This is a genomic window from Lelliottia sp., from assembly GCF_045627565.1.
GTDB lineage: Bacteria > Pseudomonadota > Gammaproteobacteria > Enterobacterales > Enterobacteriaceae > Enterobacter.
This window is the reverse complement of sequence record NZ_JAZQNX010000005.1, coordinates 257,124-281,553: the sequence shown is the minus strand read 5'-3', so window position 1 is coordinate 281,553 and position 24,430 is coordinate 257,124. Positions and strand designations below refer to the sequence as shown.

The window sequence follows — 24,430 nt, the reverse complement described above, 5'->3', positions numbered from 1 at the left end:
TCACTTCGGAGGTTTGACTCATGAAGTATGTCGATGGTTTTGTGGTTGCCGTTCCTGCAGCAAATAAGGAGGCTTATCGCGAGATGGCGGCCAAGGCGGCTCCACTGTTCAAAGAGTTTGGCGCGACGCGGGTTGTTGAGTGTTGGGCCGAAGACGTTCCGGATGGAAAATTGACCGATTTTCGCATGGCGGTCAAAGCGGAAGAGGGCGAAGAAGTCGTTTTCAGCTGGATTGAATACCCGTCGAAAGAGGTCCGCGATGAGGCGAACAAAAAGCTGATGTCCGACCCACGCATGAAAGAGTGGGGGGATTCGATGCCGTTCGACGGCAAGCGAATGATCTACGGCGGGTTTATGCCGTTACTGGATGAGTGATGGTTCGCGCCCGGCGACGCATCGCGTGCCGGGCTACTTATTCACCCGGGTCGAGATTGTTCTCTGCCCATACGATGAACTCCCCTTTTGGCAGCGCTTTACTGTACAACCAGCCTTGCCCGTACTGTACGCCGTGGCGACGTAGCCACTCTAATTGCCCTTCGGTTTCGATACCTTCAGCGACCATCGCCATGTTTAGCGATTTTGCCATTTCAATAATGTGCGGCGTGACGTTTTTGTATTCCAGCGCGTCCACGAACGACTTATCAATTTTCAGCGTATCGACATCCAGATCCTGGAGATAGCTAAGGCTGGAGTAGCCGGTACCAAAATCGTCGATATAGATGGGGTGACCTGAACGGCGCAAACTGGCGATGAGCGGCGCGCTCACTGTAGGATCGGCAAATCCCCGTTCGGTCAGCTCCAGCGCAATTTGTTGCGGCTGAATCTGCCAGTGATTCAGAAGGCGACTCAGCACCTGCGGCAGTTCGACGCAAAACAGATCTGCCGGGGAAAGGTTAATGGAAATATGTTGATGTGGATGATGGCGCAGCCATTCGCCCATATCCTCAAAGACCTTTTCAATCACCAGCAGGGTTAATTTAGACGTCAGGCCCGTTTGCTCTGCCAGCGGAATAAAAATGTTTGGCGAGAGCAGGCTGCCGTCTGGCTGCGGCCAGCGGGAGAGGGCCTCGGCACCGGTTATCTTGCCGCTGTCGAGCGCCACGATGGGCTGATAATGGATAACAAATTCGCGGGCGTGTATCGCATCCAGCAGGCGATTGCGCGGGGATTGCAGGCGGCGTAAAAGGCGCATCACAAAGGCGGCGGCCACCAGGCTGACCAGAACACCGAACGGGAACCAGAACAGCAGTTGCTGATGCCAGCTCTCCTTGAGCGGCTCGAGAGAAGCCCAGGCGACGACCGCAATGCGTAAATCAGGAACAGATTTGACGACGTACATCGATCCCCGGTACTGCAGAGGCGCAAAATTCTGTTTCTGTAATTGCTGCCAGATGTGCTGCGGGAGAGGGCTGCTGCTGGAAAAAACAATATTGCTGTCAAAACCGACCAGCGCGGCTTCGATCGGCCAGACACCGAAAGGAATGACATCAATCAGCGATTCCGGATCCAACAGCACCAGATAATTTCCGAGACCCAGCACAGCCATATAGCGCTGAATGCCGAGATCGTTTTGATGCGTCAGCCACGCATCATAGCCGTCGCGCGTGGTGCGCATAGGAAGCGGAAATGCGGTTGCTTTGCTGGCCTGTTCCAGCGAGGAACACACAGGCTGGCGGTTATTGACGTACATCACTTCCTGAACGTAGCGGAAGGAGAAAGAGATCCGGCGCATTTCCAGTAAATGCTGATAGCTGCACGGCTGGCCGTTAAACGACTGGATCTGCGTTAACGCTTCTTTAGCCTGATCAACCACTTTGCTGTGCGGATCAGCACGCGCGATGAGTAGCGATCCAAATCCTGGACAAATTTGTCTTCTGCCTGGCGATGCGCGAGCCAAACACTCAGGCTGATGGGGATCAGCACGGAAAAAATCAGAACACCAGTCACCAGGCTGACCAAATGGCGGGTTGTCATGCAGGGTTATCCTTTCTGCAGTGCTGAATTAAATCGCCTCAAAATGATAATCTTATAGCATGCCGCGGTGATTGATTTCATTCAGGGAAAAGTAATGAAGAAAAAAGAATTTGTGACGCAAGATCTCCTGAGCAAAATTTATCAGGACACCACGCCTGGCCCGCGCAAACTCTCGCCGGAACGACAGCTCGCTGAAGAATATGGTGTGTCACGTTTCACTATTCGGCAGGCGCTCGAAAAGCTGGTCAGCATTGGCGTGGTGCGGATTGTGCAAGGTTCGGGGATCTGGATCAACGAGCAAGCGCGTAATAATCCCCTGGTTTATAACTCGATCACGGAAAAGCGTTTCGATCAGATGCGTTACCGGATGATCAGCCTGCATAAGAAACGCCCCGATCGCGCGGCGCAGCAGATTTTCGGTATTGATGAGGAGAGTTTTATCTGGCATTTCTGCCGCTTGCGCTACGTTGATGACGTGCCCGTACAGCTGGAAGTGTCGAGTATGCCTGCCGCCGATTTCCCGGATCTGAATCAGCAGGCCATTGAGCGCTCAATCCAGCAGTATGTCCTGAGCAAAGGGTTTACCATTTCTCATATGCTGACCACCTATCGCGCGGTGAGCGTAGGCCGTGAACAGGCGGTCATTCTGGGCTGCAAGAAAGGCAGCCCGGCAATGCATATCAATAACCGCGGGATTCTGGATGGCGGGCGCGTGTTTGAGGTGAGCGATATTATTGATATCAACTACACCTGCACCTACGTCATTCCGTACAACCGCGACAATCTGGCCTGGCGTCAAAATCAGGGGGTATGAATCGTGCCGTCAGGCAGGCGGCTTTGCGTCCATTCGTGCGGTCGATAGAGCACCGGGTGCGCCAGCGCCAACGCTTCGTTGAAACCCACGCCGATACCGGGCTGTACGGGCGGATAGACAAATCCCTCTTTCACTTCTGGCGCGCCGGGGAACACGTCGTTTGTCGTGGCAGAACGAGGAATAAATTCCTGAATCGCCGCATTGTGCAGATGAATATTCAGGTGCGTGTTCACCGCGACGCCGATCGGTGTCATATCGCCCGGGCCATGCCAGGCGAGGCGCACGCCAAAGGCCTGGCACAGATGCGCCAGCTTCAGCGCCGGTGTGATCCCGCCGATTTGCGAGACGTGGCAGCGTATAAAGTCGATACGACGATTCACAATCAGATCGTGCCATTCAGCAGGGTTATTGAATAACTCTCCCAGCGCCAGCGGAACGCAGCTTTGCTGACGCACCTGTTCCAGCCATGCGCTTTGCTGCGGTGGCAAAATATCTTCAATGAAGTAGGGCTGGAACGGCTCGAGCTGTTTCGCCAGCTGCACGGCCTGCTGCGGGAACAATCGCTCGTGGACATCATGCAAAATATGCAGCTTCCAGCCATATTTTTCGCGCAGGGCGCGGAACATCTCGACGGTATTGCTCATGTACTCTTGCTGATCGAACCATGCGCCCGGCGTGGGGTTATCCGGAGCGTGGAGTGCGGATGGCGTACCGCCGTAAAAGCCGAGCTGGCAGCGGATATGACGATAGCCCTGCGCAATGAGCGCATCAACGGAGGCAAATAACGCTTCCAGAGTTTCTCCGCTGGCGTGGCTGTAGGCCGGGATCGCGTCGCGGGATTTACCGCCAAATAGCTGATAGAGCGGCATACCGGCCAGCTGGCCTTTGATATCCCACAGGGCCATGTCGACGCCTGAAATGGCATTGTTCATTAACGGGCCGTTACGCCAGTAGGCGTTGACGTTCATCATCTGCCACAGGTCTTCAATATTGTTCGCATCACGCCCAATCAGCAGCGGTTGCAGGTATTCATCAACCAGCGTTTTGACGGCCAGGGGGCGCTGCTGAAAGGTGGCACAGCCATGTCCCGTGATACCCTGCTCGGTGGTCACACGGACGGTGACCAGATTATGTCGGTCCGGGCGGGTAATAAAACACTCAATATTTTTAATGATCACAGGCGTCACGAAATAACTCCTTTGCTGCACTGTGGGAATAAGTTATGGCGAATATCATCACCCTAAAATCGTGAGTGGGTAAACCGTTTTTTTGACTATTTATTTTGGTCAGTTATTTGTCGTAAATGTAATTTAAAACCGTACCAATTTGTCCTCTTTTACGATTATGTGGCTTTCTGCTGGCTAATTGTGAGCAAAGTCTAATTTTATTGGTTTTTTTTGTTGTCATGCTTTAATTATTCTTCATGGCGACATTAAAACGACAACAACATCGGGCAGGAGTCTTTATGGGGACGCACGAAGCGATCAATAATATTATTCGTCTGGTCGGCGGCCAGAGGAATATTAATAAAGTCTGGCACTGTATGACGCGGCTGCGCTTTGATCTCATTGACGATAATAAAGTCGATCAAAACGAGATAAAAAAACTGCCCGGTGTGCTGGGCGCGCAGCTGCAAAGCGATCAGTTTCAGGTCATTATTGGCCCGAAAGTGAACACCTGGTATGAGCAGATGCTCACCGTACTGGGCAATAACGATACGGCGGTACCCGCAGCGACCAAGGGGCGTAAGAGCCTGATATCGCTGTTTATGGATACCGTGTCGGGCGTGTTTGGTCCGATCGTTCCGGCCATCGCTGGCGCAGGGATGATCAAAGGTCTGCTGGCGGGTTTGATTGCGCTGAAAGTGGTTTCCGCCAAAAGCGATACCGTGATGGTTATCGATCTGATTGCCAGCGGCGTGTTTTATTTCCTGCCGTTTTTCCTCGCGGTATCGGCGGCGAAAATCTTCAAAACCAATGAGTATCTGGCGGCGGCCGTCGCGGCGTGCCTGATGTATCCGTCGCTGATTGATGCGGCCAAAGCGCTAGCAACGCATCAGGAAGGGGCGGTCAGCGCGCTCTGGTTGCTCAATGCGATTCCTGTTTCGGTGTTCAACTATTCTTCCAGTGTGATCCCGGTGATTTTCTCGATTCTGGCCTTAAGCTATATCCACCGCTGGGTCGATAGCATCATGCCGGACGTGCTGAAGACCGTGTTCACCCCCACGCTAACGCTGTTTATCGGTGCACTGGCCGCGCTGGTGGTGATCGGCCCGATTGGCATTTGGTTGGGTAAAGGGCTGGCGTTGTTTATCGAGGGGCTGTTTAGCGTGTCAGCAAGTTTTGCCGGGTTGATTGTGGGCGCGATTCGCCCGGTGGCGATCCTGACCGGCATGCACCATGCGATGACGCCGATCGCGCTGCAAAACTTTAGCGATCGCGGATACGACATGCTGATGCCGATGATGTTTATGGCCAATATGGCGATTGCCGGTTCGACGTTTGCCATCTGGCGTTTAAGCCGAGATCGCCAGGAGAGAACCGTTACCCTTTCCGCCGCGATTTCCGCACTGCTGGGCATTACCGAACCGGCGCTATTTGGTGTTCTGACGCGCTACAAAAAAGCGTTTATTGCGGCTACCGTCGCCAGTTCACTGGCCTCAGCCTTTATCGCGTTCTTCGGCGTGCGGCTCTATGGCTACATTCTGTCGAGCATCTTCAGTTTGCCTGCTTATATCGGCCCGTATTTTACCTTTGCGCTCGCGGGCGTAGTGATGGCGTTGGTGCTATCGTTTTTCCTGACCACTTTGCTGGTAGGCAAAGAGCAGGCTTCCCAAGACGCATAGTGTTGTTTCCCTCGCCCACTCGGGCGGGGGTTGTTTTTATCCTGTGACTCGGATAGACTTTTGTTATGTTATAACAAAACACATTGAGCGTAAGATGAAACCTGATATCCATCCGCACTACCGCACCGTCGTTTTTCACGACACCAGCGTTGACGAATTTTTTAAAGTGGGATCGACGATTAAAACCGATCGCGAAATCGAACTCGACGGCCAGACGTATCCGTACATCACTCTCGATGTCTCGTCAAAATCGCACCCGTATTACACCGGGAAGCAGAAAACCTTCTCGACAGAGGGCAGCGCTGCACGTTTCCGCCAGCGCTTTAGTGGCTTTATCAATGCGAAGCGAGGCTAACCATGCAGGTACTTAACTCGCTGCGCAGTGCCAAACAGCGTCATCCGGACTGCCAGATCGTAAAACGTAAAGGACGCCTGTACGTGATTTGCAAATCTAACCCGCGCTTTAAAGCGGTGCAGGGAAGAAAGAAAAGACGTTAACGACGTGATTCGCGCCAATTTTCCAGGGACCTTATCTGCTTGCCGTCGGCAGTGAAATTGTCGGCGGCAAGCCAGTTCTGGAACGCGCTTTCCAGTCCTGGCCATTCGCTATCGATAATCGAAAACCAGTCGGTGTCGCGGTTGTGTCCTTTGATAACCAGCGCCTGGCGAAAACGCCCTTCATACTGGAACCCGAGACGTTGCGCCGCACGGCGTGAAGGCTCATTCAGACTGTTGCATTTCCATTCGTAGCGACGATATCCCAGCGTAGTAAACACATGACGCATCAGTAAATACTGCGCTTCGGTGGACATCGGCGTGCTGCTGAGTAGCGGTGAAAAGTGGACATGCCCAACTTCGATCACGCCGTTTTTCGCATCGATACGCATCAAGGCTAACGTGCCGACAGGTAATTTCGTCTGGTTGTCGATGACCGTGAAATGAATCGGATCGGACAGTTCAGAAACGCTCTCCACCCACGCGGCAAAGTCTTGTGCATTCGCATCGGGTTCACGCAAAAGCCACGTCCAGCTGCGGGTGTCTTCAGCCTGCTGATAGGCGGCAAAAAGTGCGTCAGCATGTTCCGGGCGTAACGGCGTGAGCGTGCAATAATGCCCTTTTAAATCCACGCGATTCGGATGTGGCCGAGGCTGCCAGTCGCTCATCGCTTTACCCACTGGCTGACCAAACTGATTGAATTGGTTCATGTTGATTCCCGTTGTCTGATGTGAATTCCAGATTAGGAAATTTGTGGCCCCACAAGAAGATCCACAAGGGTATAATCATGTGGTACCACGGAGGCAGCAATGAATATTTCAGGCGAAGATTTTTACGCATTAATCAGCGACATGCTGCAACGACGCGGTGCAGAGACGCTTCAGCGGTCGCTGTATCGCGGTTTGCGAGAAGCCATATTAAACGGCAGGCTACTGGCGGAGAGCCGTTTGCCGGGTTCCCGCATTATCGCTGAACAACTGGGGATTTCGCGTAATACGGTGAATGCCGCGCTGGAGCAACTCACGCTGGAAGGCTTTTTACACCGTAATCGGCAGGGAACGCGTGTGGCTCATGTTGGGCATCGTGATGGCGTCCAGCCCGCGCAGGTGCTGGAGGTTAAGCTTGCGCAGCGCGTCGCGCGGCTCCCTGCGCCGACATCTCGCACCATGCCCGTCCCTGCATTCACGCCCGGTACGCCCGCGATTCACTATTTTCCATTACCGCTGTGGCGACGTTTATACGATCGCGTTTTACGAGCAGAAGGCAGCGCGCTGTTAGGCTATGGCGATCCGGCGGGGGAACGGTCGCTGCGTAGCGCCATCGCGCGCCATCTGGCGCTTTCGCGTGGAATTGAGTGCGATGCCAGCCAGATCGTGATTACCGAAGGCGCGCTTGAAGGGGTAAATCTGTGTACTCAACTTCTGAGCGAGACGGGCGATATTGCCTGGATAGAAGATCCGGGTTACGCCGGTGCGAAAAGCGCTTTTGCGAAATCGGGCCTGACCATGGTCGGGATGCCTGTCGACGAAGAAGGCATGCGACTGGAAACAGAAGGTGAGCACTCACCTACACTGATATTCACCTCTCCTTCTCATCAGTTTCCGTACGGGAGCGTGTTAAGCATCCATCGACGATTCGCGCTGTTGGAGTTCGCGCGCCAGCATAACGCGTGGATTATTGAGGATGATTACGACAGTGAATTTCGCTATAGCGGCGAACCCGTTCCCGCGATGATGGGCATGCAGAAAAATGCGCCCGTGGTCTATTTAGGAACATTTAGCAAAACGTTATTTCCCTCGCTACGCATCGGTTTTATGGTGATGCCAAAGGCGCTGGCGAACGCCGCACAATCCGCGATTGGCTCGCTGCTGCGGGGTGGGCATCGCGCTGAGCAGCGCACGCTGGCGTTGTTTATCGAAGAGGGGCATTACGCCCGACATCTTGCCGCGATGCGGCGTTTGTACCGCAAGCGCTATAAACAGCTGCGCGATGCGCTTCACGCGGAACTCCACATTCCACATCGGGTTTTAGCCGGAGAAGGGGGCATGCACCTGACCGTCGCGATCGACGGTATTGATGATAAGGCCGTGGCACGGCAGGCCAGTCAGTATCAGATGGCGCCCGCTGCGCTGAGCGGGTATTACCTTGACGAGCGGCAGGGGCAAACCGGTTTGGTTTTGGGGTACGGAAATACCCCCGCGTCTCAGTTTGCGCCTGGCATCAGGCGCTTGCAGACGTTAATTATGCAGTCTCGGGGCGAGAAAGGGTGAAGACGTCGTAGAAAGACAGTTCACCTTTCGTGGAGACCATTTTCTGCAATTTAGACTTTTGCTCTTCTTCCACATTTGGCGAATGCAAAATGCGGGTGATCAGTTCCGACGGTACATAACGCGTGTTGTACCACTCACCGTTATAGCAAACGCGGAAATCGAGCACGTCGATATCTTCATAGCGATAGCGAGGATTAACGTCGAAGAAGAAGAACGCGTTAAAGACGACGAATAAAACGATCAGCAACCACACCGAGTCGATGAGCGTTTCTGACAGTAGCATAACGATGAGTGTTGCCAGGAGGGCGGCATACATCGCCAAAAATAGGCCAGTATGTTTACGGATAAAGCTAATGCTAAAGCGCGGGCGATTATCGCGTTTCTCGCGGGTATTGAGATCGTCGATGGTTTCGGTAAGCAGGCGCTGTATCTCTGTCATTTATAACCTTCATGAATTTTGCAAAATACAGGGGATCTGCCCATTTTAGGGGAGTGGTTTGGCGGAAAAAAGTAACAGTTATGCCGGGAAAAAGCATAACAGTTACTCATTTCAGATTTACAGTGTTTTGATGATTTTGGCTGGGTTGCCGCCCACGACGACGTTAGCTGGTACGTCTTTTGTGACAACGGCTCCGGAGGCCACCACCACATTATCACCAATCGTGACGCCCGGATTAATCACCGCACGTCCGCCAATCCAGACATTATGGCCGATGGTGACGGGTTTACCTAATTCCAGGCCGCTGTTACGTTCGGTCGCGTCCAGCGGATGCGTCGCGGTGTAAATATGTACGCCAGGCGCCAGCATGCAATTGTCACCAATATTAATCGGGCACACATCCAGCATCACGCAATCAAAGTTCGCGTAAAACCCTTTACCAAGATAAATGTTGTAGCCGTAATCGCACCGAAAGGTTGGCTCAATATAAGCGCCTTCGCTTTGTCCCAATAATTCGTGTAGCAAAGCCTGACGCTCAGATTTCGCATCCGGTGCAGTGTGATTGTAGCGGTGAATCAAATGGCGGGCCTGAAGGCGCTCCGCACGCAGGGTCTCGTCCGAAGGGCGGTAAAGCTCCCCGGCGATCATTTTTTGTTTTTCTTCACTCATGGAATGCCTCACTGGAATGATACGCTCGGTAGCAGCGTAAATAACCTCATCCAGAAAGGGAACGTTCCCGATAAGTTGATGTGATCAAAGTCACAGCATAAATGCCGACGCGCACGTTTGAAACGGTGGACCTGCCTTTCACGCAGGGATCGTAAATCGAAAGGTGAATTCAGCGTAAGAAGATAACGGTAGTGCCTCTAAAACAAGCCTGAAATTAACGGACAAATTTCCATACAGATACCGGGATTTTGTCATACAGTTTATTCATGGTTAGCTCGGCAAGACGATGGTCGGCGGCTGAATAAAATACAGCCAGTTCATGATCGGGCAGCTCATATTTATTTTTTTCAATAACACGTTCAAGGGTGTCGAGTGACTGACAGCGACGCAAGCGCATCAAATAATCTGTCTTGGTTAATGGTTTATCAGACATAAATTCACCTTAGTATTTGTAATAATTCTAACAGGAATGACTTACCGGATTAGCTCTGCTGACGTTGTTGAAACAACGGAATAGCCGATTTCCTGATTTACGCCATTTTTGCAAGTCTTGCGTGTTAATGCCATAACTACTGAACAACATAAAAGTGTCGTCCAGATATTCATCAATTTGCTCAATCAGCTTATTATCTTCATTGTACTTAATTTTATAATTAAGTGCGAAGGTTGCGATATGCTCTATCAGCTCATTAAGCTGTAAATTGATTGCAGAGGTCGGATCATTAACCCAGCCATGGTTACTTTCATCAAGATTGGCCAGGCAGTCATGGTACAAGGATTCGCAGAGAAATTTCAACTGCGCAACATCATGCCTTTTTGGCGAGTACTCGTCCATAGCGCATCCCCTTTTGAGTGATTCTTTACTCACCGAGCATCAATGTCGGGATGGATACAACTAGCGTAGCCTTTACGGGTGCAGTTCTCCTGATGTCTTTAACTATAAGCCACTCGGATCAAAATTTCATCGCGCTATTACGAAAAATTACAATTAAACCGGTAATGGTGACAGTTAAATGAATGCTAATCGTTGCCAGGGTAAATACTTACTTACTCGGCAGTGGCATTTTTAATGCGACCTTAAGATTCATCACGTTACCTTGTTCTCGCGTATAAACTCTGGACCGGTTCACGCCGCACTTACTTAATCGACCAGGAATAATCCTAATAATACTGAAATGAGATCCCATTAAATAACTCAGAATTTATGGTTTAGTTTCTCAATTAAATAGGATATGCCTTATGACGTTGTCAGAAAATAAATGAACTGACAATAAGCGTAATTGATGATTTTACGGAAAAGAAAAAGGCCGCTATTGCGGCCTTTTTTATGGGGTGAAACCGGTATCAGTGATGATCTACTGAGTGACTGTGTTCCACGTCTTCATTCTTGCGGCTAAAGCGGCGGCGTACCACCACGAAGAACACCGGAACGAAGAAGATAGCCAGTACGGTTGCGGTAATCATACCGCCCATTACGCCTGTACCCACGGCGTTCTGTGCACCAGAGCCAGCGCCAGTGCTGATAACCAGCGGCATTACCCCAAGGATAAACGCCAGCGATGTCATCAGGATGGGACGCAGACGCATACGTACCGCTTCCAGCGTTGCTTCAATCAGACCTTTGCCCTCTTTATCCATCAGATCTTTGGCGAATTCCACGATAAGTATCGCGTTCTTCGCCGACAAGCCAATGGTTGTGAGGAGGCCCACCTGGAAGTAAACGTCGTTTGTCAGTCCACGGAACGTTGCGGCCAGCAGTGCACCAATAACCCCCAGCGGAACAACCAGCATAACGGAGAACGGAATCGACCAGCTCTCGTACAATGCCGCCAGACACAGGAACACCACAATCAGAGAAATGGCGTACAGGGCAGGGGCCTGGTTGCCCGACAGACGTTCCTGATAGGACATTCCCGTCCAGTCATAGCCAATACCCGAAGGCAGCTTGCTGGCGAGTTCTTCCATCAGGTTCATTGCTTCACCTGTACTTTTCCCTGGTGCAGCCTGGCCCAGAATTTCCATCGACGGTAAGCCGTTGTAACGTTCCAGACGCGGTGAACCGTATTCCCAATGCGAGGTTGAGAAGGCAGAGAACGGAACCATCTGACCATCGCTACCGCGCACGAACCAGTTGTTGATATCGTTCGGCAACATACGGTACTGCGCTTCAGACATGACGTAGACTTTCTTGACACGGCCACGGTCGATGAAGTCGTTCACATAGCTACCGCCCCAGGCTGCGCCCAGTGTGGTATTGATGTCGCTGATAGAAACGCCCAGCGCCTGTGCTTTTTCCTGATCGATATCGATCTTGTACTGCGGCGTATCTTCCATACCGTTAGGACGTACACCGACCAACAGGTCAGGGTGTTTCGCTATTTCGCCAAACAGTTGGTTACGTGCCTGAGTCAGTTTTTCGTGACCCAAACCGCCCTGATCGATCAGCTGGAAGTCAAAGCCCGTTGCGGTACCCAGTTCCACGATCGCGGGCAGGTTAAAGGCGAACACCATCGCATCTTTAATCTGTGAGAACGTGCCCATGGCACGGCCCGTAATCGCTTCAACTTTGTTTTCATCGCCCGAACGTTCAGACCAGTCTTTCAAGGAAACGAACGCAATACCGGTGTTCTGACCACGACCCGCAAAGCCAAAGCCGTTAACCGCAAACACCGATTCAACGTTCGCTTTTTCTTTGGTCAGGTAATAATCGGTCACTTCATCCAGCACTTTCTGCGTACGTTCTTGCGATGCACCCGCAGGAAGCTGCGCCATCGTCAGGAATACACCCTGATCTTCATCCGGCAAGAAGGAGCTTGGCAGACGAACGAACAGGAATGCCATACCTACGACGATGATGATGTAGAGCAGCAAATAACGACCCGTGCTGCGCAAGATGCCGCCGATGCTGTCCGTGTAGTGATGCGTGCTCTTATCAAACATGCGGTTGAACCAGCCGAAGAACCCTTTCTTGTTCTCACCGTGATCGCCTTTGGCGATAGGTTTTAGCATGGTTGCGCACAGGGCTGGCGTCAGGATTAATGCCACCAGTACCGACAGCGCCATCGCAGAAACGATGGTGATGGAGAACTGACGGTAAATCGCACCGGTTGAGCCACCGAAGAAAGCCATCGGGATAAATACTGCTGACAGTACCATCGCGATACCCACCAGTGCGCCCTGGATCTGGCCCATGGATTTACGGGTAGCTTCTTTCGGCGGAAGACCCTCTTCGGCCATCACACGCTCGACGTTTTCGACCACCACGATGGCGTCATCGACGAGCAAGCCTATCGCCAGCACCATCCCAAACATCGTTAAGGTGTTTATCGAGAAGCCGAATATCGACAGGATGGCAAAGGTGCCTAACAGAACAACCGGTACGGCGATGGTTGGAATCAACGTCGCGCGGAAGTTTTGCAGGAACAAATACATCACCAGGAATACCAGAATGATCGCTTCGACCAGCGTTTTCACCACTTCGTGAATGGAGATTTTCACGAACGGGGTGGTGTCATACGGGTAAACGATTTTCAGGCCAGATGGGAAGAACGGTTCCATTTTCTTCAGTTCAGCACGAATCGCTGTGGCGGTATCCAGGGCGTTTGCGCCGGTTGCCAGCTTAATACCCAGACCGGATGCCGGCTGACCGTTAAATTTCGCAATGACGTCGTAGTTCTCACCACCCAGTTCAACCTTTGCAACATCGCGCAGGCGAACCTGTGAACCGTCCTGATTCACTTTCAGCAGAATTTTGCTGAACTCATCCGCGGAGGTTAAACGAGTTTGCGCGATGATGGAGGCGTTCAACTGCTGGCCTTTCACCGGCGGTGTACCGCCTAACTGACCGGCTGCCACCTGGGCGTTCTGCGCTTTAATGGCGGCAATAACGTCGACCGGCGTAAGCTGGAAGTTGTTCAGTTTGTTCGGGTCCATCCAGATACGCATCGCGTACTGGGAACCAAACAGTTGGACGTCACCGACACCTGAAGTACGGCTGATCGCGTCCTTCATGTTGGCGCCTACGTAGTCGGAAATATCCTCCTGCGTCATGGTGCCATTGGTGTTAATAACGCCGACAACCATCAGGAAGCTACTGGACGATTTCTCGACGCTCACACCCTGCTGCTGGACTTCTTGCGGCAGTAACGGCATGGCCAGCTGCAGTTTGTTCTGCACCTGAACCTGCGCGATATCCGCATCAGTACCAGACTCGAAGGTCAACGTTATCTGAACCGTACCGGTGGAGTCACTGTTGGAGGACATGAACATCAGTTTATCGATACCGTTCATGTTCTGTTCGATAACCTGAGTTACGGTATCCTGCACCGTTTTCGCATCAGCACCAGGGTAGACGGCGGTGATTGAAACTGCTGGCGGCGCAATTGTTGGATATTGCGCCACGGGCAGCTTCAGGATCGCCAGTCCCCCTGCAAGCATGATAATGATGGCGATCACCCACGCGAATATGGGGCGATCGATAAAGAAATTAGGCATGTCTTAACGGCTCCTGTTTAAGTTAAGACTTGGTTTGTTCTGACTCGCCACCGGCTGCGGCTTGTTGTTTCTCGTCAGATTTGACTTCCTGGGCCTTCACTTGCGCACCAGGTCGTACTTTTTGCAAACCAGTAATAATTACGCGATCGCCATCTTTCAAACCTTGGGTCACCAGCCATTTGTCGCCAATCGCCTGCGTCGCAGTGATTTGACGAGTCTCGACCTTGTCATCCGCACCGACAACCAGCGCGCTGGCATCGCCGCGTGGCGTACGTGTTACGCCCTGCTGTGGGACCAGAAGTGCGGTTGGGTTAATCCCTTCTTCAAGACGGGCACGCACGAACATACCGGGCAACAGCGTGTGGTCAGGGTTCGGGAAAATGGCACGTAAGGTGATGGAGCCTGTGGTCTGATCGACGGTCACGTCAGAGAATTCCAGCGTACCTTCCTGGGCGAACTTGCTGCCATCATTGGTCACCAGTTGCACTTTCGCTTTGCCGTTCTCTTGCTTCAGCGCACCGCTCGCCAGCTCTTTCTGCAGACGCAGGAAATCGTTGCTGGATTGCGTGACGTCAACGTAGATCGGATCAAGCTGCTGAACTGTTGCCAGCGCGGTCGCTTGACCGTTCTGAACCAATGCGCCTTCAGTGACGGAGGATTTACCAATACGACCACTGATAGGAGAGGTCACTTTGGTATACGCCAGGTTAATGCGGGCGGTTTCAACAGCGGCCTTGGCGGCGACAACCGCAGCGTTGGCTTGTTGGGAATCTGCCTGCGCAGTGTCATAGTCTTGTTGACTGATGTATTGCGTACCGAGCAGTTTCTTATAACGGTTAAGCGTGACCTGAGAAATTCGGGCTGCCGCTTCTGCTTTCGCCAAATCGCCTTTCGCGCTTTCGTAAGCAGCCTGATAGGTTGCCGGATCAATCTGATACAGAGACTCACCTGCTTTTACATCACCACCCTCGGTGAAGTTACGTTTCAGGATAATCCCATTCACCTGAGGACGAACTTCCGCAACGCGGTAAGCGCTTGTACGGCCTGGTAATTCTGTTGTGATTTGCAGAGGTTCGGTTTTAAGCGTCACGACACCGACTTCGGGTGCCTGCTGCGCTCCTTGTTGAGCCTGTTTCTCATCACATCCTGTAAGCGCTAAGCCGCCTGAGAGCATCAGAACGATCGCCAGAGGCGTTAACCCTCTGTTTTTGTTCATATGTAAACCTCGAGTGTCCGATTTCAAATTGATCAATGGATCAAAAGTCCGCAAACCCATTGCTGCGTTTATATTATCGTCGTGCTATGTTACATACATTCATAAATGTATGTAAATCTGACTACTGTAAATTCACTCACGTATGGCACGAAAAACCAAACAACAAGCGCTTGAAACTCGACAACACATTCTTGATGTGGCGTTGCGTCTGTTTTCTCAGCAGGGCGTGTCATCGACCTCGCTGGCGCAGATTGCTCAGGCCGCAGGTGTCACGCGGGGAGCGATTTACTGGCATTTCAAAAATAAGTCAGACTTGTTCAGTGAAATCTGGGAGTTGTCAGAATCTAGTATTACCGATCTTGAGACTGAGTATCGGGCAAAATTCCCTGACGATCCACTCTCAGTTTTGAGAGAAATACTGGTATATGTTCTTGAGGCGACAGTCATTGAAGAACGACGCCGCCTGATGATGGAAATCATCTTCCATAAATGTGAGTTTGTCGGTGAAATGGAGAGCGTGCAACAGGCGCAAAGAAGCCTGTGCCTGGAGAGCTACGATCGCATCGAGTACACCCTTAATCAGTGTATTCAGGCGAAAATGTTACCTGCCGATCTGCTGACTCGCCGGACGGCCATTCTGATGCGCAGCTATATTTCCGGTCTGATGGAAAATTGGCTTTTTTCTCCGCAGTCGTTTGACCTCAAAAATGAAGCGCGTAGTTACGTCGAGATTTTACTCGAGATGTGCCAGTTCTGCCCAACGCTTCGCGCCGGTTCCGCCACCCCTCAGCTTTAATCGACCCAGGAATTTTCCTGGAGCTTGGCGTTCTCGCTATTCTGCATCTTGTGCGCGTGATATTCTCCGCATCTGGCTATTTTTGGTCATCTTCTCACAGCAAACTCATAACTATGTTGCACTATTCTCGCTTGCAAAACCCTGTTTTTGCCTTAATTTTCTCCGTGCTGGTATTCTTGATGACGGCACCTGCCTCCTGGGCGCGAGCTGAAAACAGCTCTGAGCTCCCGGCGCGTGCGGATGTTCAGTCGCAGGTAGACACGCTCAACAAACAAAAAGACCTCACGCCGCAGGATAAACTCGTCCTGGCCGATCTGACGGAAACGCTGGAAACGCTCGATAAACTCGAGCGCGTGAAGACGGAAACCACTCAGCTGCGTCAGAAAGTGGCCGAAGCGCCTGCGAAAATGCGTCAGGCTACCGCATCGCTTAGCGCGTTGAGCGACGTGGATAACGACGATGAAACCCGCAAAACGCTGACGACACTCTCGCTGCGCCAGCTTGAATCGCGGATGACGCAACTGCTCGACGATTTACAAACCGGGCAGAGCGATCTCGCGACGTACAACAGCCAACTGGTCTCCCTGCAAACGCAGCCGGAACGCGTTCAGAACGCGATGTACACCGCCTCGCAACAGCTTCAGCAGATTCGTAACCGCCTGAACGGGACGACGATGGGAGAGGGCGCGCTGCGCCCCACTCAACAAACGCTTTTGCTGACACAGCAAGCGCTGCTCAACGCGCAAATTGACCAGCAGCGTAAAAGTCTGGAAGGCAATACCGTTTTGCAGGATACCCTGCAAAAGCAACGTGATTATGTCACGGCGAACATTAATCGTCTGGAGCACCAGCTTCAGCTCTTGCAGGAAGCGGTAAACAGCAAACGTCTGACGCTCACTGAAAAAACCGCGCAGGAAGCCGTCTCGCCGGACGAAACCACGCGCATCCAGACGAATCCCCTGGTTAAGCAAGAGCTGGATGTGAACCATCAGCTCAGCCAGCGCCTGATCCAGGCGACGGAGAGCGGGAACTCGCTGGTTCAGCAAAATATTAAAGTTAAAAACTGGCTGGATCGCGCGCTGCAGGCGGAACGCAATATCAAAGAACAGATTGCGGTGCTGAAGGGCAGTCTGCTTTTATCGCGCATTCTCTATCAGCAGCAGCAGACGCTGCCTTCCGCCGATGAGCTGGAAGACATGACGAATCGTATTGCCGATTTACGTCTTGAGCAGTTTGAAGTGAACCAGCAGCGCGATGCGCTTTTCCAGAGCGATGCTTTTGTCGCGAAAGTGGAAGATGGTCATTCCAGAGAAGTGAATGACGAAGTCCACGATGCGCTGTTGCAGGTGGTGGATATGCGCCGCGAACTGCTCGACCAGCTCAACAAACAGCTGGGTAATCAGCTGATGATGGCGATCAATCTGCAAATCAACCAGCAGCAGCTGGTGAGCGTATCGAAAAGTCTGCAGGAAATTCTGACTCAGCAAATCTTCTGGGTGAACAGCAATAAACCGATGGACTGGGACTGGGTGAAATCCTTCCCTGAAACGCTGAAATCCCAGATCAAGAGCATGAAAATTACCGTGAACTGGGAGAAAGCCTGGCCTGCGGTGATGATTGCCTTCCTCGCAGGTTTGCCGTTGCTGTTGATTGCGGGCTTGATTCGCTGGCGTCTCGGCTGGATGAGAAAATACCAGGAGAAGCTGGCCGACGAAGTGGGGCAACTGCGTAATGACAGCCAGCTTCACACGCCAAAAGCGATCCTTATCGATCTGATCCGCGCGATGCCGATCTGCCTGGTGATTCTGGCCGTTGGCCTGATTCTGCTGACCATGCAGCTCAACATCAGCGATCTGCTGTGGGCGTTCAGTAAAAAGCTGGCGCTGTTCTGGCTGGTATTTGGCTTGTGCTGGAAAGTGCTGGAAAAAGACGGCGTGGCAGTGCGTCACTTCAATATGCCTGAGCAGCTTACCAGCCACTGGCGTCGCCAGATTGTGCGCGTGAGTCTGGCGCTGTTACCGCTGCATTTCTGGTCAGTTGTGGCAGAGCTTTCCCCGCTGCATCTGATGGACGATGTGCTCGGCCAGCTTGCTATTTTCCTCAACCTGCTGCTGATTGCCGTGCTGATGTGGCCGATGTGCCGCGACAGTTGGCGCGACAAAGAGTCGCACAACATCCGGTTGATCACCGTTACCGTGCTGGCGATCATTCCGCTGGCGCTGATGGTACTCACCGCGACGGGCTATTTCTACACCACGTTGCGCCTCTCGGGCCGCTGGATTGAAACCGTTTATCTGGTCATCCTCTGGAACCTGCTGTATCAGACGGTGCTGCGTGGCCTGAGCGTGGCGGCGCGCCGTATTGCCTATCGCCGTGCGCTGGCGCGTCGCCAGAATATGGTCAAAGAGGGCGCAGAGGGGGCCGAGCCGCAAGAGGAGCCGACTATCGCGCTCGAACAGGTTAACCAGCAGACGTTGCGTATCACCATGTTGGTAATGGTGGCGCTGTTTGGCGTGGTGTTCTGGGCGATTTGGTCAGACTTGATCACCGTATTCGCCTATCTCGACAGCATCACCCTGTGGCAATACAACGGCACCGAAGCCGGTACGGCGGTGATGAAAAGCGTCACCATGGGTAGCCTGCTGTTTGCACTGGTTTCGTCGATGGTTGCGTGGGCGCTGATCCGCAACTTGCCGGGCTTGCTGGAAGTGCTGGTGCTCTCGCGTCTGAACATGCGCCAGGGCTCTTCGTACGCCATCACCACCATTCTGAACTACGTGATTCTGGTGGCGGGGGCAATGACCGTCTTCGGGTCGCTTGGCGTCTCGTGGGATAAACTTCAGTGGCTGGCTGCCGCGCTCTCCGTGGGTCTCGGTTTTGGCTTGCAGGAGATCTTCGGTAACTTTGTTTCCGGTCTGATTATCCTGTTCGAGCGCCCGGTGCGTATCGGCGACACCGTGACCATCGGCACCTTCTCCGGTACGGTCAGCAAGATCCGCATTCGAGCGACCACGATTACCGATTTCGATCGCAAAGAGGTGATCATCCCCAACAAGGCGTTTGTCACCGAGCGTCTGATCAACTGGTCGCTTTCCGACACCATTACGCGCGTGGTAATCCGTCTCGGCGTAGCGTACGGTTCCGATCTCGACAGGGTGAAAGAAGTTCTGCTGCAGGCAGCGATGGAGCATCCAAAAGTGATGCACGATCCGGCTCCGGCGGTGTTCTTCACCACTTTTGGCCCAAGCACACTGGATCACGAGCTGCGTTTATATGTGCGTGAACTGCGCGATCGCAGCTATGCCGTTGATGAGCTGAACCGCACCATCGACCGCCTGTGCCGCGAAAACGGCATTAATATCGCCTTCAACCAGCTTGAAGTTCACCTGCGCAATGAGAAAGGTGATGAGCATACGGAAGTGAAGCGCGAAATTAAGGGTGACGACCCTACGCCAGCCTGATTTTTCCCGGCTTGAACGCTGGCTTGATTACATTCCCTCTCCCGGTGGGAGAGGGGTAGGGTGAGGGCATCCAGCCTTCACCTTGCTTTCAAAATCCCGCGTCACAATTTCCAGCGCTTTCAGCACCGTTTCGGGCGGAAGATCGTGATTTTCCAGCAGCATAATCAGATCGACGGCCAGTTTGACCTCATCCGGTGCGTTTTCCAGCGACATTTTTCTCTCCATTAACGGGTCATACGCGCAATCACGCGTTCGATCTCTTCCAGCGCCTGACGACAACGCGTGATACGGCCTTCCAGTGTGCTGACTTCACGCATTAAGCGCTGCTGATCGTCCAGCGTTTCGGCGGATTCTAGCTGCTTTTCTCGATCCCGTTTCATCTCAAACAGTCGACGCTCAAATTCCTGATGCTCCAGCCGTTTGCGCTGCCATTTTCCTGCACCGGGCGACGCACTATCCCAGGCGCGCAGCGGCCATGCGGTAATCTCGCGATGCAGGGCGGTGATCTGCTCGGTCAGATGCCCAGCAAGCCATGCCACCTGCTCAGGCTGCACCTGGTTAACGGCGCGCTGCAACTCATCAAAGTGAGCCTGCGCTTCATCAAGATAATCTTTCATGAGCGTGCTGCGGGTGCGGAATAATTGCCTGTCAAAGCGGGGTTTCAGCGTCGCGTGCTGCATCAGCGGTGAGGCCTGCGCACGCAGAGCGATCAGCTGATTTTGCAGGGTTTCTAAAAGCAAGGCTGTTTTCAATCCGCTCTCCAGTGGTAAAGTAGCCGTTCAGTTTGATAACGATTCGCATTATGAAGCGTACTATTTTAATCATCATTGGCTGGCTTGCGGTAGTGCTTGGCACGTTGGGCGTGGTTTTACCGCTCTTGCCGACCACGCCGTTTATTCTGCTGGCGGCCTGGTGTTTTGCCCGCTCGTCGCCGCGATTCCACCAATGGCTGCTTTATCGCTCGTGGTTTGGTGGCTATCTGCGCCACTGGCAACAATACCGGGCGATGCCGCCTGGGGCAAAGCCGCGCGCCATTGCGGTGATCCTCATTACCTTTGCCATTTCAGTGTGGCTGGTCAAGATGATGTGGGTACGCATCTTGTTGCTGGTAATTCTCTCCTGCCTGCTATTCTTTATGTGGCGAATTCCAGTCGTTGATGAAAAACAACAAAAGCACTGAAGAGCGCTGATGGCTGTTGCAATTATCCCGCGCAGCCAGTAAATTCGACCGTTTTCGAGCACAGGTGCGCCTGGTCAAAGGTTAATCAATTGTAACTTTGACCGTACTTTTCTGCACACCGTGGGTAACACCGTTTTTAACCAGGCATACATTTATGACCGCAACTGCGCAGCAGCTTGAATATCTGAAAAACAGCATCAAAAGTATCCAGGATTATCCAAAGCCTGGCATTCTTTTCCGTGATGTCACCAGCTTGCTGGAAGACCCGAAAGCGTACGCACTCAGCATTGAACTGCTGGTTGAGCGTTACAAAAACGCCGGGATCACTAAAGTAGTAGGAACAGAAGCGCGTGGCTTCCTGTTTGGCGCACCGGTTGCGCTCGAGATGGGTGTGGGCTTTGTACCGGTACGTAAACCGCGTAAATTGCCACGTGAAACCATTGCTGAAAGTTATGAGCTGGAATACGGCACCGATCAGCTTGAAATCCATGTTGATGCGATTAAACCGGGTGATAAAGTGCTGGTTGTCGACGATCTGCTGGCAACGGGTGGCACGATCGAAGCGACCGTGAAACTGATCCGCCGTCTGGGTGGCGAAGTGACCGACGCGGCCTTCATCATCAATCTGTTCGATCTGGGCGGCGAACAGCGCCTGGAAAAACAGGGCATCACCAGCTACAGTCTCGTTCCTTTCCCGGGTCATTAATCCCGACTCCCGCAACCTCGCCCAACGGGTGAGGTTGTGTTAGCATGACCCCCCTGAATTCCACCTTCCAGCGTTGCAGAGCCTGCCCATGAGTTATCAGGTGTTAGCCCGAAAATGGCGACCCCAAACCTTCGCTGACGTTGTCGGCCAGGAACATGTGCTGACCGCCCTGGCGAACGGTTTATCGCTAGGACGTATTCATCACGCGTATCTATTTTCCGGCACGCGCGGCGTCGGCAAAACGTCTATTGCCCGTTTGCTGGCAAAAGGCCTCAACTGCGAAACCGGGATCACCGCAACACCGTGCGGCGTATGTGATAACTGCCGTGAAATCGAGCAGGGGCGTTTTGTCGATCTGATTGAGATCGATGCTGCATCGCGCACGAAAGTCGAAGATACCCGCGATCTGCTGGATAACGTGCAGTACGCCCCGGCGCGTGGCCGCTTCAAGGTCTATTTGATCGATGAAGTGCACATGCTGTCGCGCCACAGCTTTAACGCCCTGCTGAAAACGCTGGAAGAGCCGCCATCGCATGTCAAATTCCTGCTGGCGACGACCGATCCGCAAAAGCTGCCTGTCACCATTCTGTCGCGTTGCCTGCAGTTCCATCTGAAGGCGCTGGACGTTGAACAGATCCGCGCGCAGCTCGAGCATATTCTTGGCGAAGAAAAAATCGTCCACGAACCGCGTGCGCTGCAACTGCTGGCGCGTGCTGCAGACGGTAGCCTGCGTGATGCGTTAAGCCTCACCGATCAGGCGATTGCCAGCGGTGACGGCCAGCTTTCAACGGTCGCGGTCAGCACGATGCTTGGCACGCTCGACGACGATCAGGCGCTGTCGCTGGTCGAAGCCGTGATCGAGGCGAACGGTGAACGTGTGATGTCGCTGGTCAACGTCGCGGCGTCTCGCGGTGTGGAGTGGGAAGCGCTCCTGGTAGAAATGCTCGCCTTGCTGCACCGCGTAGCCATGTTGCAGCTTTCGCCTGCCGCCATTGGCGCAGATATGGCCGCGATAGAGCAGCGGATGCGCGAACTTGCGCGCATCGTTCCGCCAACCGACGTTCAGCTTTACTATCAGACGCTGCTGATTGGCCGTAAAGAGCTGCCGTTTGCGCCGGACCGCCGTATGGGTGTCGAAATGACGCTGCTGCGTGCGCTGGCGTTCCATCCTCGCAAGCCGCTGCCAGAGCCTGAAGCCACGCAACAATCTTTTGCTCCGGTCGCGCCAACCGCCGTGTTGACGCCGCCGCAAGTGCCGCAGGAAGCTGCGCCACCACCCCGGCAGGACGTCTCGCTGCCGGATGCCACCAGTTCGGTGCTCGCCGCCCGCAATCAGCTACAGCGCGCGCAGGGAGCAACCAAGCCAAAAAAGAGTGAACCGGCAGCGCCAGGAAGAGCGCGGCCGGTTAATAACGCCGCACTCGAACGACTCGCATCGGTAACGGAGCGCGTACAATCGCGCCCCGCGTCCAGCGCAGCCGAAGCCCCGGCGAAGAAAGAGGCTTACCGCTGGAAATCGACCAACACCGCAGTAGAGGTGAAAGTCGAAGTTGCCACGCCGAAAGCGCTAAAAAAAGCGCTCGAACATGAGAAGACGCCAGAGCTGTCAGCAAAGCTTGCCGAAGAGTCGCTTGAGCGTGATGCCTGGGCCGCTGAGGTCAGCAAATTGCAGTTGCCGAAGCTGGTGGAACAGGTTGCTCTGAATGCCTGGAAAGAGCAGGACGGGAATCATATCCGCCTGCATTTGCGTCCGAGTCAACGGCATCTCAATTCCCCGTCAGCGCAAAAGGTGTTGACGGAGGCGCTTGCCACATTGCACGGTGCACCGGTTGAATTGACTATCATTGAAGATGATAATCCCGAGATGCGAACGCCGCTGGAGTGGCGACAGGCCATTTATGAAGAGAAGCTTGCGCAAGCGCGCGAGTCGATTATTGCGGATAACAATATCCAGACTCTGCGTCGTTTCTTCGACGCCGATCTGGATGAAGAAAGTATTCGCCCCCTTTGATCGTGAGTCTGACTTACGGTTTTAATCGTTAAACGTGAAAGAGAGAGAAGCCTATGTTTGGTGGAAAAGGCGGTCTGGGTGGCCTGATGAAGCAGGCTCAGCAGATGCAGGAAAAAATGCAGAAGGCACAGGAAGAGATCGCCCAGTTGGAAGTCACGGGTGAATCTGGTGCCGGTCTGGTGAAAGTCACCATTAACGGCGCGCACAACTGCCGCCGCGTGGAGATCGATCCGAGCCTGCTCGAAGACGACAAAGACATGCTGGAAGATCTGGTTGCTGCTGCATTTAACGATGCTGCGCGCCGTATCGACGAAACTCAGAAAGAGAAAATGGCCTCTGTTTCCAGCGGTATGCAATTGCCGCCGGGCTTCAAGATGCCGTTCTGATGCAAACCAGTCCGCTGCTCACGCAGTTAATGGAAGCGCTGCGCTGTTTGCCGGGCGTTGGCCCGAAATCAGCGCAACGTATGGCGTTTACGCTGTTACAGCGCGACCGCAGCGGCGGGATGCGCCTGGCGCAGGCACTGACCCGCGCCATGTCAGAAATTGGTCACTGTGCGGATTGCCGTACATTTACCGAGCAGGATGTGTGCAATATCTGCACCAATCCGCGTCGTCAGGAAAACGGTCAGATTTGCGTGGTGGAGAGTCCAGCGGACATCTACGCCATTGAGCAAACCGGGCAGTTTTCGGGCCGTTATTTCGTACTGATGGGGCATCTGTCGCCACTGGATGGGATTGGCCCGGATGATATTGGTCTGGATCGTCTTGAACAGCGCCTTGAATTTGAGACGCTGACCGAGGTGATTCTCGCCACCAACCCGACGGTGGAAGGCGAGGCGACAGCGAACTATATCGGTGAGCTGTGCGCGCAGTATGGCGTGAGCGCCAGCAGAATCGCCCACGGCGTGCCGGTTGGCGGTGAGCTGGAAATGGTGGACGGCACCACGCTGTCACACTCTCTGGCTGGGCGTCACAAGCTTATTTTCTGACCAAACGGAGGCCGCATTCGTGGCCTCCGCTTGAAATATTCTGTTCTTATCCCCATCTCTCACTCAACTC

At 53.3% G+C, this 24,430-nt stretch carries 23 protein-coding genes, 1 pseudogene and 1 other annotated feature; of the genes and pseudogenes, 13 read left to right on the top strand and 11 right to left on the bottom strand.

All coding sequences use genetic code 11. The features are described from left to right. Positions 1-20 precede the first annotated feature (20 nt). The gene (locus tag ACKI5T_RS03815) at positions 21-374 is read left to right on the top strand and encodes a DUF1428 domain-containing protein (protein ID WP_012016334.1); all 354 of its coding nucleotides are present in this window, start codon (positions 21-23) and stop codon (positions 372-374) included. A gap of 37 nt (positions 375-411) precedes the next feature. On the opposite strand, the pseudogene ACKI5T_RS03810 reads toward ACKI5T_RS03815, so the two are convergent. Next, a pseudogene (locus tag ACKI5T_RS03810) lies at positions 412-1,973 on the bottom strand (EAL domain-containing protein). A 94-nt stretch (positions 1,974-2,067) separates the two neighbouring features. Here ACKI5T_RS03810 and ACKI5T_RS03805 point away from each other — a divergent pair. Beyond that, entirely contained in the window at positions 2,068-2,787 is a 720-nt protein-coding gene (locus ACKI5T_RS03805; RefSeq protein WP_407435658.1) for a GntR family transcriptional regulator, read from the top strand. Here ACKI5T_RS03805 and ACKI5T_RS03800 read toward each other — a convergent pair. Further along, positions 2,775-3,974 carry an enolase C-terminal domain-like protein gene (locus ACKI5T_RS03800; protein ID WP_407435656.1) on the bottom strand — a complete coding sequence of 400 codons (1,200 nt, stop codon included), beginning with the start codon at positions 3,972-3,974 and terminating at the stop codon, positions 2,775-2,777. The genes ACKI5T_RS03805 and ACKI5T_RS03800 overlap by 13 nt on opposite strands. Positions 3,975-4,252: 278 nt before the next feature. Between ACKI5T_RS03800 and ACKI5T_RS03795 the strand changes: the two genes are divergently transcribed. The 3 genes from ACKI5T_RS03795 (at position 4,253) to ykgO (ending at position 6,130) form a co-directional block, all read left to right on the top strand. Continuing rightward, on the top strand, positions 4,253-5,632 hold the full coding sequence (locus ACKI5T_RS03795; RefSeq protein ID WP_407435654.1) for a PTS transporter subunit EIIC: 1,380 nt from the start codon (positions 4,253-4,255) through the stop codon (positions 5,630-5,632). 94 nt (positions 5,633-5,726) lie between these two features. Further along, a complete protein-coding gene (locus tag ACKI5T_RS03790) occupies positions 5,727-5,987 on the top strand; it encodes a type B 50S ribosomal protein L31 (RefSeq protein ID WP_012016339.1) in 261 nt (86 codons plus the stop codon). 2 nt (positions 5,988-5,989) lie between these two features. After that, a complete protein-coding gene (ykgO, locus tag ACKI5T_RS03785; RefSeq protein ID WP_003859006.1) occupies positions 5,990-6,130 on the top strand; it encodes a type B 50S ribosomal protein L36 in 141 nt (46 codons plus the stop codon). Here the strand turns inward: ykgO and ACKI5T_RS03780 are convergent. Further along, positions 6,127-6,837 carry a GNAT family N-acetyltransferase gene (locus ACKI5T_RS03780; protein ID WP_407435651.1) on the bottom strand — a complete coding sequence of 237 codons (711 nt, stop codon included), beginning with the start codon at positions 6,835-6,837 and terminating at the stop codon, positions 6,127-6,129. The two genes, ykgO and ACKI5T_RS03780, sit on opposite strands and share 4 nt — an antisense overlap. A 99-nt stretch (positions 6,838-6,936) precedes the next feature. Between ACKI5T_RS03780 and ACKI5T_RS03775 the strand changes: the two genes are divergently transcribed. Further along, positions 6,937-8,397: a PLP-dependent aminotransferase family protein gene (locus tag ACKI5T_RS03775; protein ID WP_407435649.1), complete on the top strand. Its 1,461-nt coding sequence runs from the start codon at positions 6,937-6,939 to the stop codon at positions 8,395-8,397. Here the strand turns inward: ACKI5T_RS03775 and ACKI5T_RS03770 are convergent. The 6 genes from ACKI5T_RS03770 to acrA form a co-directional block, all read right to left on the bottom strand. Beyond that, complete coding sequence (locus ACKI5T_RS03770) at positions 8,369-8,836, bottom strand: YlaC family protein (protein ID WP_407435647.1); 468 nt, start codon at positions 8,834-8,836, stop codon at positions 8,369-8,371. The two genes, ACKI5T_RS03775 and ACKI5T_RS03770, sit on opposite strands and share 29 nt — an antisense overlap. A 117-nt stretch (positions 8,837-8,953) precedes the next feature. Continuing rightward, the gene (gene maa / locus ACKI5T_RS03765) at positions 8,954-9,505 is read right to left on the bottom strand and encodes a maltose O-acetyltransferase (protein WP_407435645.1); all 552 of its coding nucleotides are present in this window, start codon (positions 9,503-9,505) and stop codon (positions 8,954-8,956) included. Positions 9,506-9,719: 214 nt separating this feature from the next. After that, positions 9,720-9,938 carry an HHA domain-containing protein gene (locus ACKI5T_RS03760; protein ID WP_012016344.1) on the bottom strand — a complete coding sequence of 73 codons (219 nt, stop codon included), beginning with the start codon at positions 9,936-9,938 and terminating at the stop codon, positions 9,720-9,722. Positions 9,939-9,965: 27 nt separating this feature from the next. After that, entirely contained in the window at positions 9,966-10,340 is a 375-nt protein-coding gene (tomB, locus tag ACKI5T_RS03755) for an Hha toxicity modulator TomB (RefSeq protein ID WP_407435643.1), read from the bottom strand. 509 nt (positions 10,341-10,849) lie between these two features. After that, entirely contained in the window at positions 10,850-13,999 is a 3,150-nt protein-coding gene (acrB, locus tag ACKI5T_RS03750) for a multidrug efflux RND transporter permease subunit AcrB (protein ID WP_407435641.1), read from the bottom strand. Positions 14,000-14,021: 22 nt separating this feature from the next. Then, positions 14,022-15,215 carry a multidrug efflux RND transporter periplasmic adaptor subunit AcrA gene (gene acrA / locus ACKI5T_RS03745; RefSeq protein ID WP_407435639.1) on the bottom strand — a complete coding sequence of 398 codons (1,194 nt, stop codon included), beginning with the start codon at positions 15,213-15,215 and terminating at the stop codon, positions 14,022-14,024. A 142-nt stretch (positions 15,216-15,357) separates the two neighbouring features. Between acrA and acrR the strand changes: the two genes are divergently transcribed. Both acrR and mscK read left to right on the top strand, forming a co-directional pair. Further along, positions 15,358-16,011: a multidrug efflux transporter transcriptional repressor AcrR gene (acrR, locus tag ACKI5T_RS03740; protein WP_012016348.1), complete on the top strand. Its 654-nt coding sequence runs from the start codon at positions 15,358-15,360 to the stop codon at positions 16,009-16,011. Between the two features lie 113 nt (positions 16,012-16,124). Further along, positions 16,125-19,472, top strand: a complete 3,348-nt coding sequence (mscK, locus tag ACKI5T_RS03735; RefSeq protein WP_407435636.1) for a mechanosensitive channel MscK — start codon at positions 16,125-16,127, stop codon at positions 19,470-19,472. A 27-nt stretch (positions 19,473-19,499) separates the two neighbouring features. On the opposite strand, the gene rsmS is transcribed toward mscK, so the two are convergent. Further along, complete coding sequence (gene rsmS, locus ACKI5T_RS03730; protein ID WP_133631001.1) at positions 19,500-19,685, bottom strand: pleiotropic regulatory protein RsmS; 186 nt, start codon at positions 19,683-19,685, stop codon at positions 19,500-19,502. Between the two features lie 11 nt (positions 19,686-19,696). Then, entirely contained in the window at positions 19,697-20,224 is a 528-nt protein-coding gene (priC, locus tag ACKI5T_RS03725; protein WP_407435634.1) for a primosomal replication protein N'', read from the bottom strand. Positions 20,225-20,274: 50 nt separating this feature from the next. Here priC and ACKI5T_RS03720 point away from each other — a divergent pair, with 50 nt between their 5' ends. The 5 genes from ACKI5T_RS03720 to recR all read left to right on the top strand — a co-directional run bounded on the left by ACKI5T_RS03720 (position 20,275) and on the right by recR (position 24,360). Beyond that, positions 20,275-20,652: a DUF454 family protein gene (locus ACKI5T_RS03720; protein ID WP_407435633.1), complete on the top strand. Its 378-nt coding sequence runs from the start codon at positions 20,275-20,277 to the stop codon at positions 20,650-20,652. Positions 20,653-20,806: 154 nt separating this feature from the next. Further along, the gene (gene apt, locus ACKI5T_RS03715; RefSeq protein WP_012016353.1) at positions 20,807-21,358 is read left to right on the top strand and encodes an adenine phosphoribosyltransferase; all 552 of its coding nucleotides are present in this window, start codon (positions 20,807-20,809) and stop codon (positions 21,356-21,358) included. A gap of 88 nt (positions 21,359-21,446) precedes the next feature. Continuing rightward, positions 21,447-23,369: a DNA polymerase III subunit gamma/tau gene (dnaX, locus tag ACKI5T_RS03710; protein ID WP_407435630.1), complete on the top strand. Its 1,923-nt coding sequence runs from the start codon at positions 21,447-21,449 to the stop codon at positions 23,367-23,369. Then, positions 22,705-22,769, top strand: a sequence feature (DnaX frameshifting element). (Overlaps the previous gene by 65 nt.) A 53-nt stretch (positions 23,370-23,422) precedes the next feature. Further along, on the top strand, positions 23,423-23,755 hold the full coding sequence (locus ACKI5T_RS03705) for a YbaB/EbfC family nucleoid-associated protein (protein ID WP_012016355.1): 333 nt from the start codon (positions 23,423-23,425) through the stop codon (positions 23,753-23,755). Next, a complete protein-coding gene (gene recR / locus ACKI5T_RS03700; RefSeq protein ID WP_407435628.1) occupies positions 23,755-24,360 on the top strand; it encodes a recombination mediator RecR in 606 nt (201 codons plus the stop codon). Before ACKI5T_RS03705 ends, recR begins: the two co-directional genes overlap by 1 nt. The last annotated feature ends 70 nt before the right edge of the window (positions 24,361-24,430 follow it).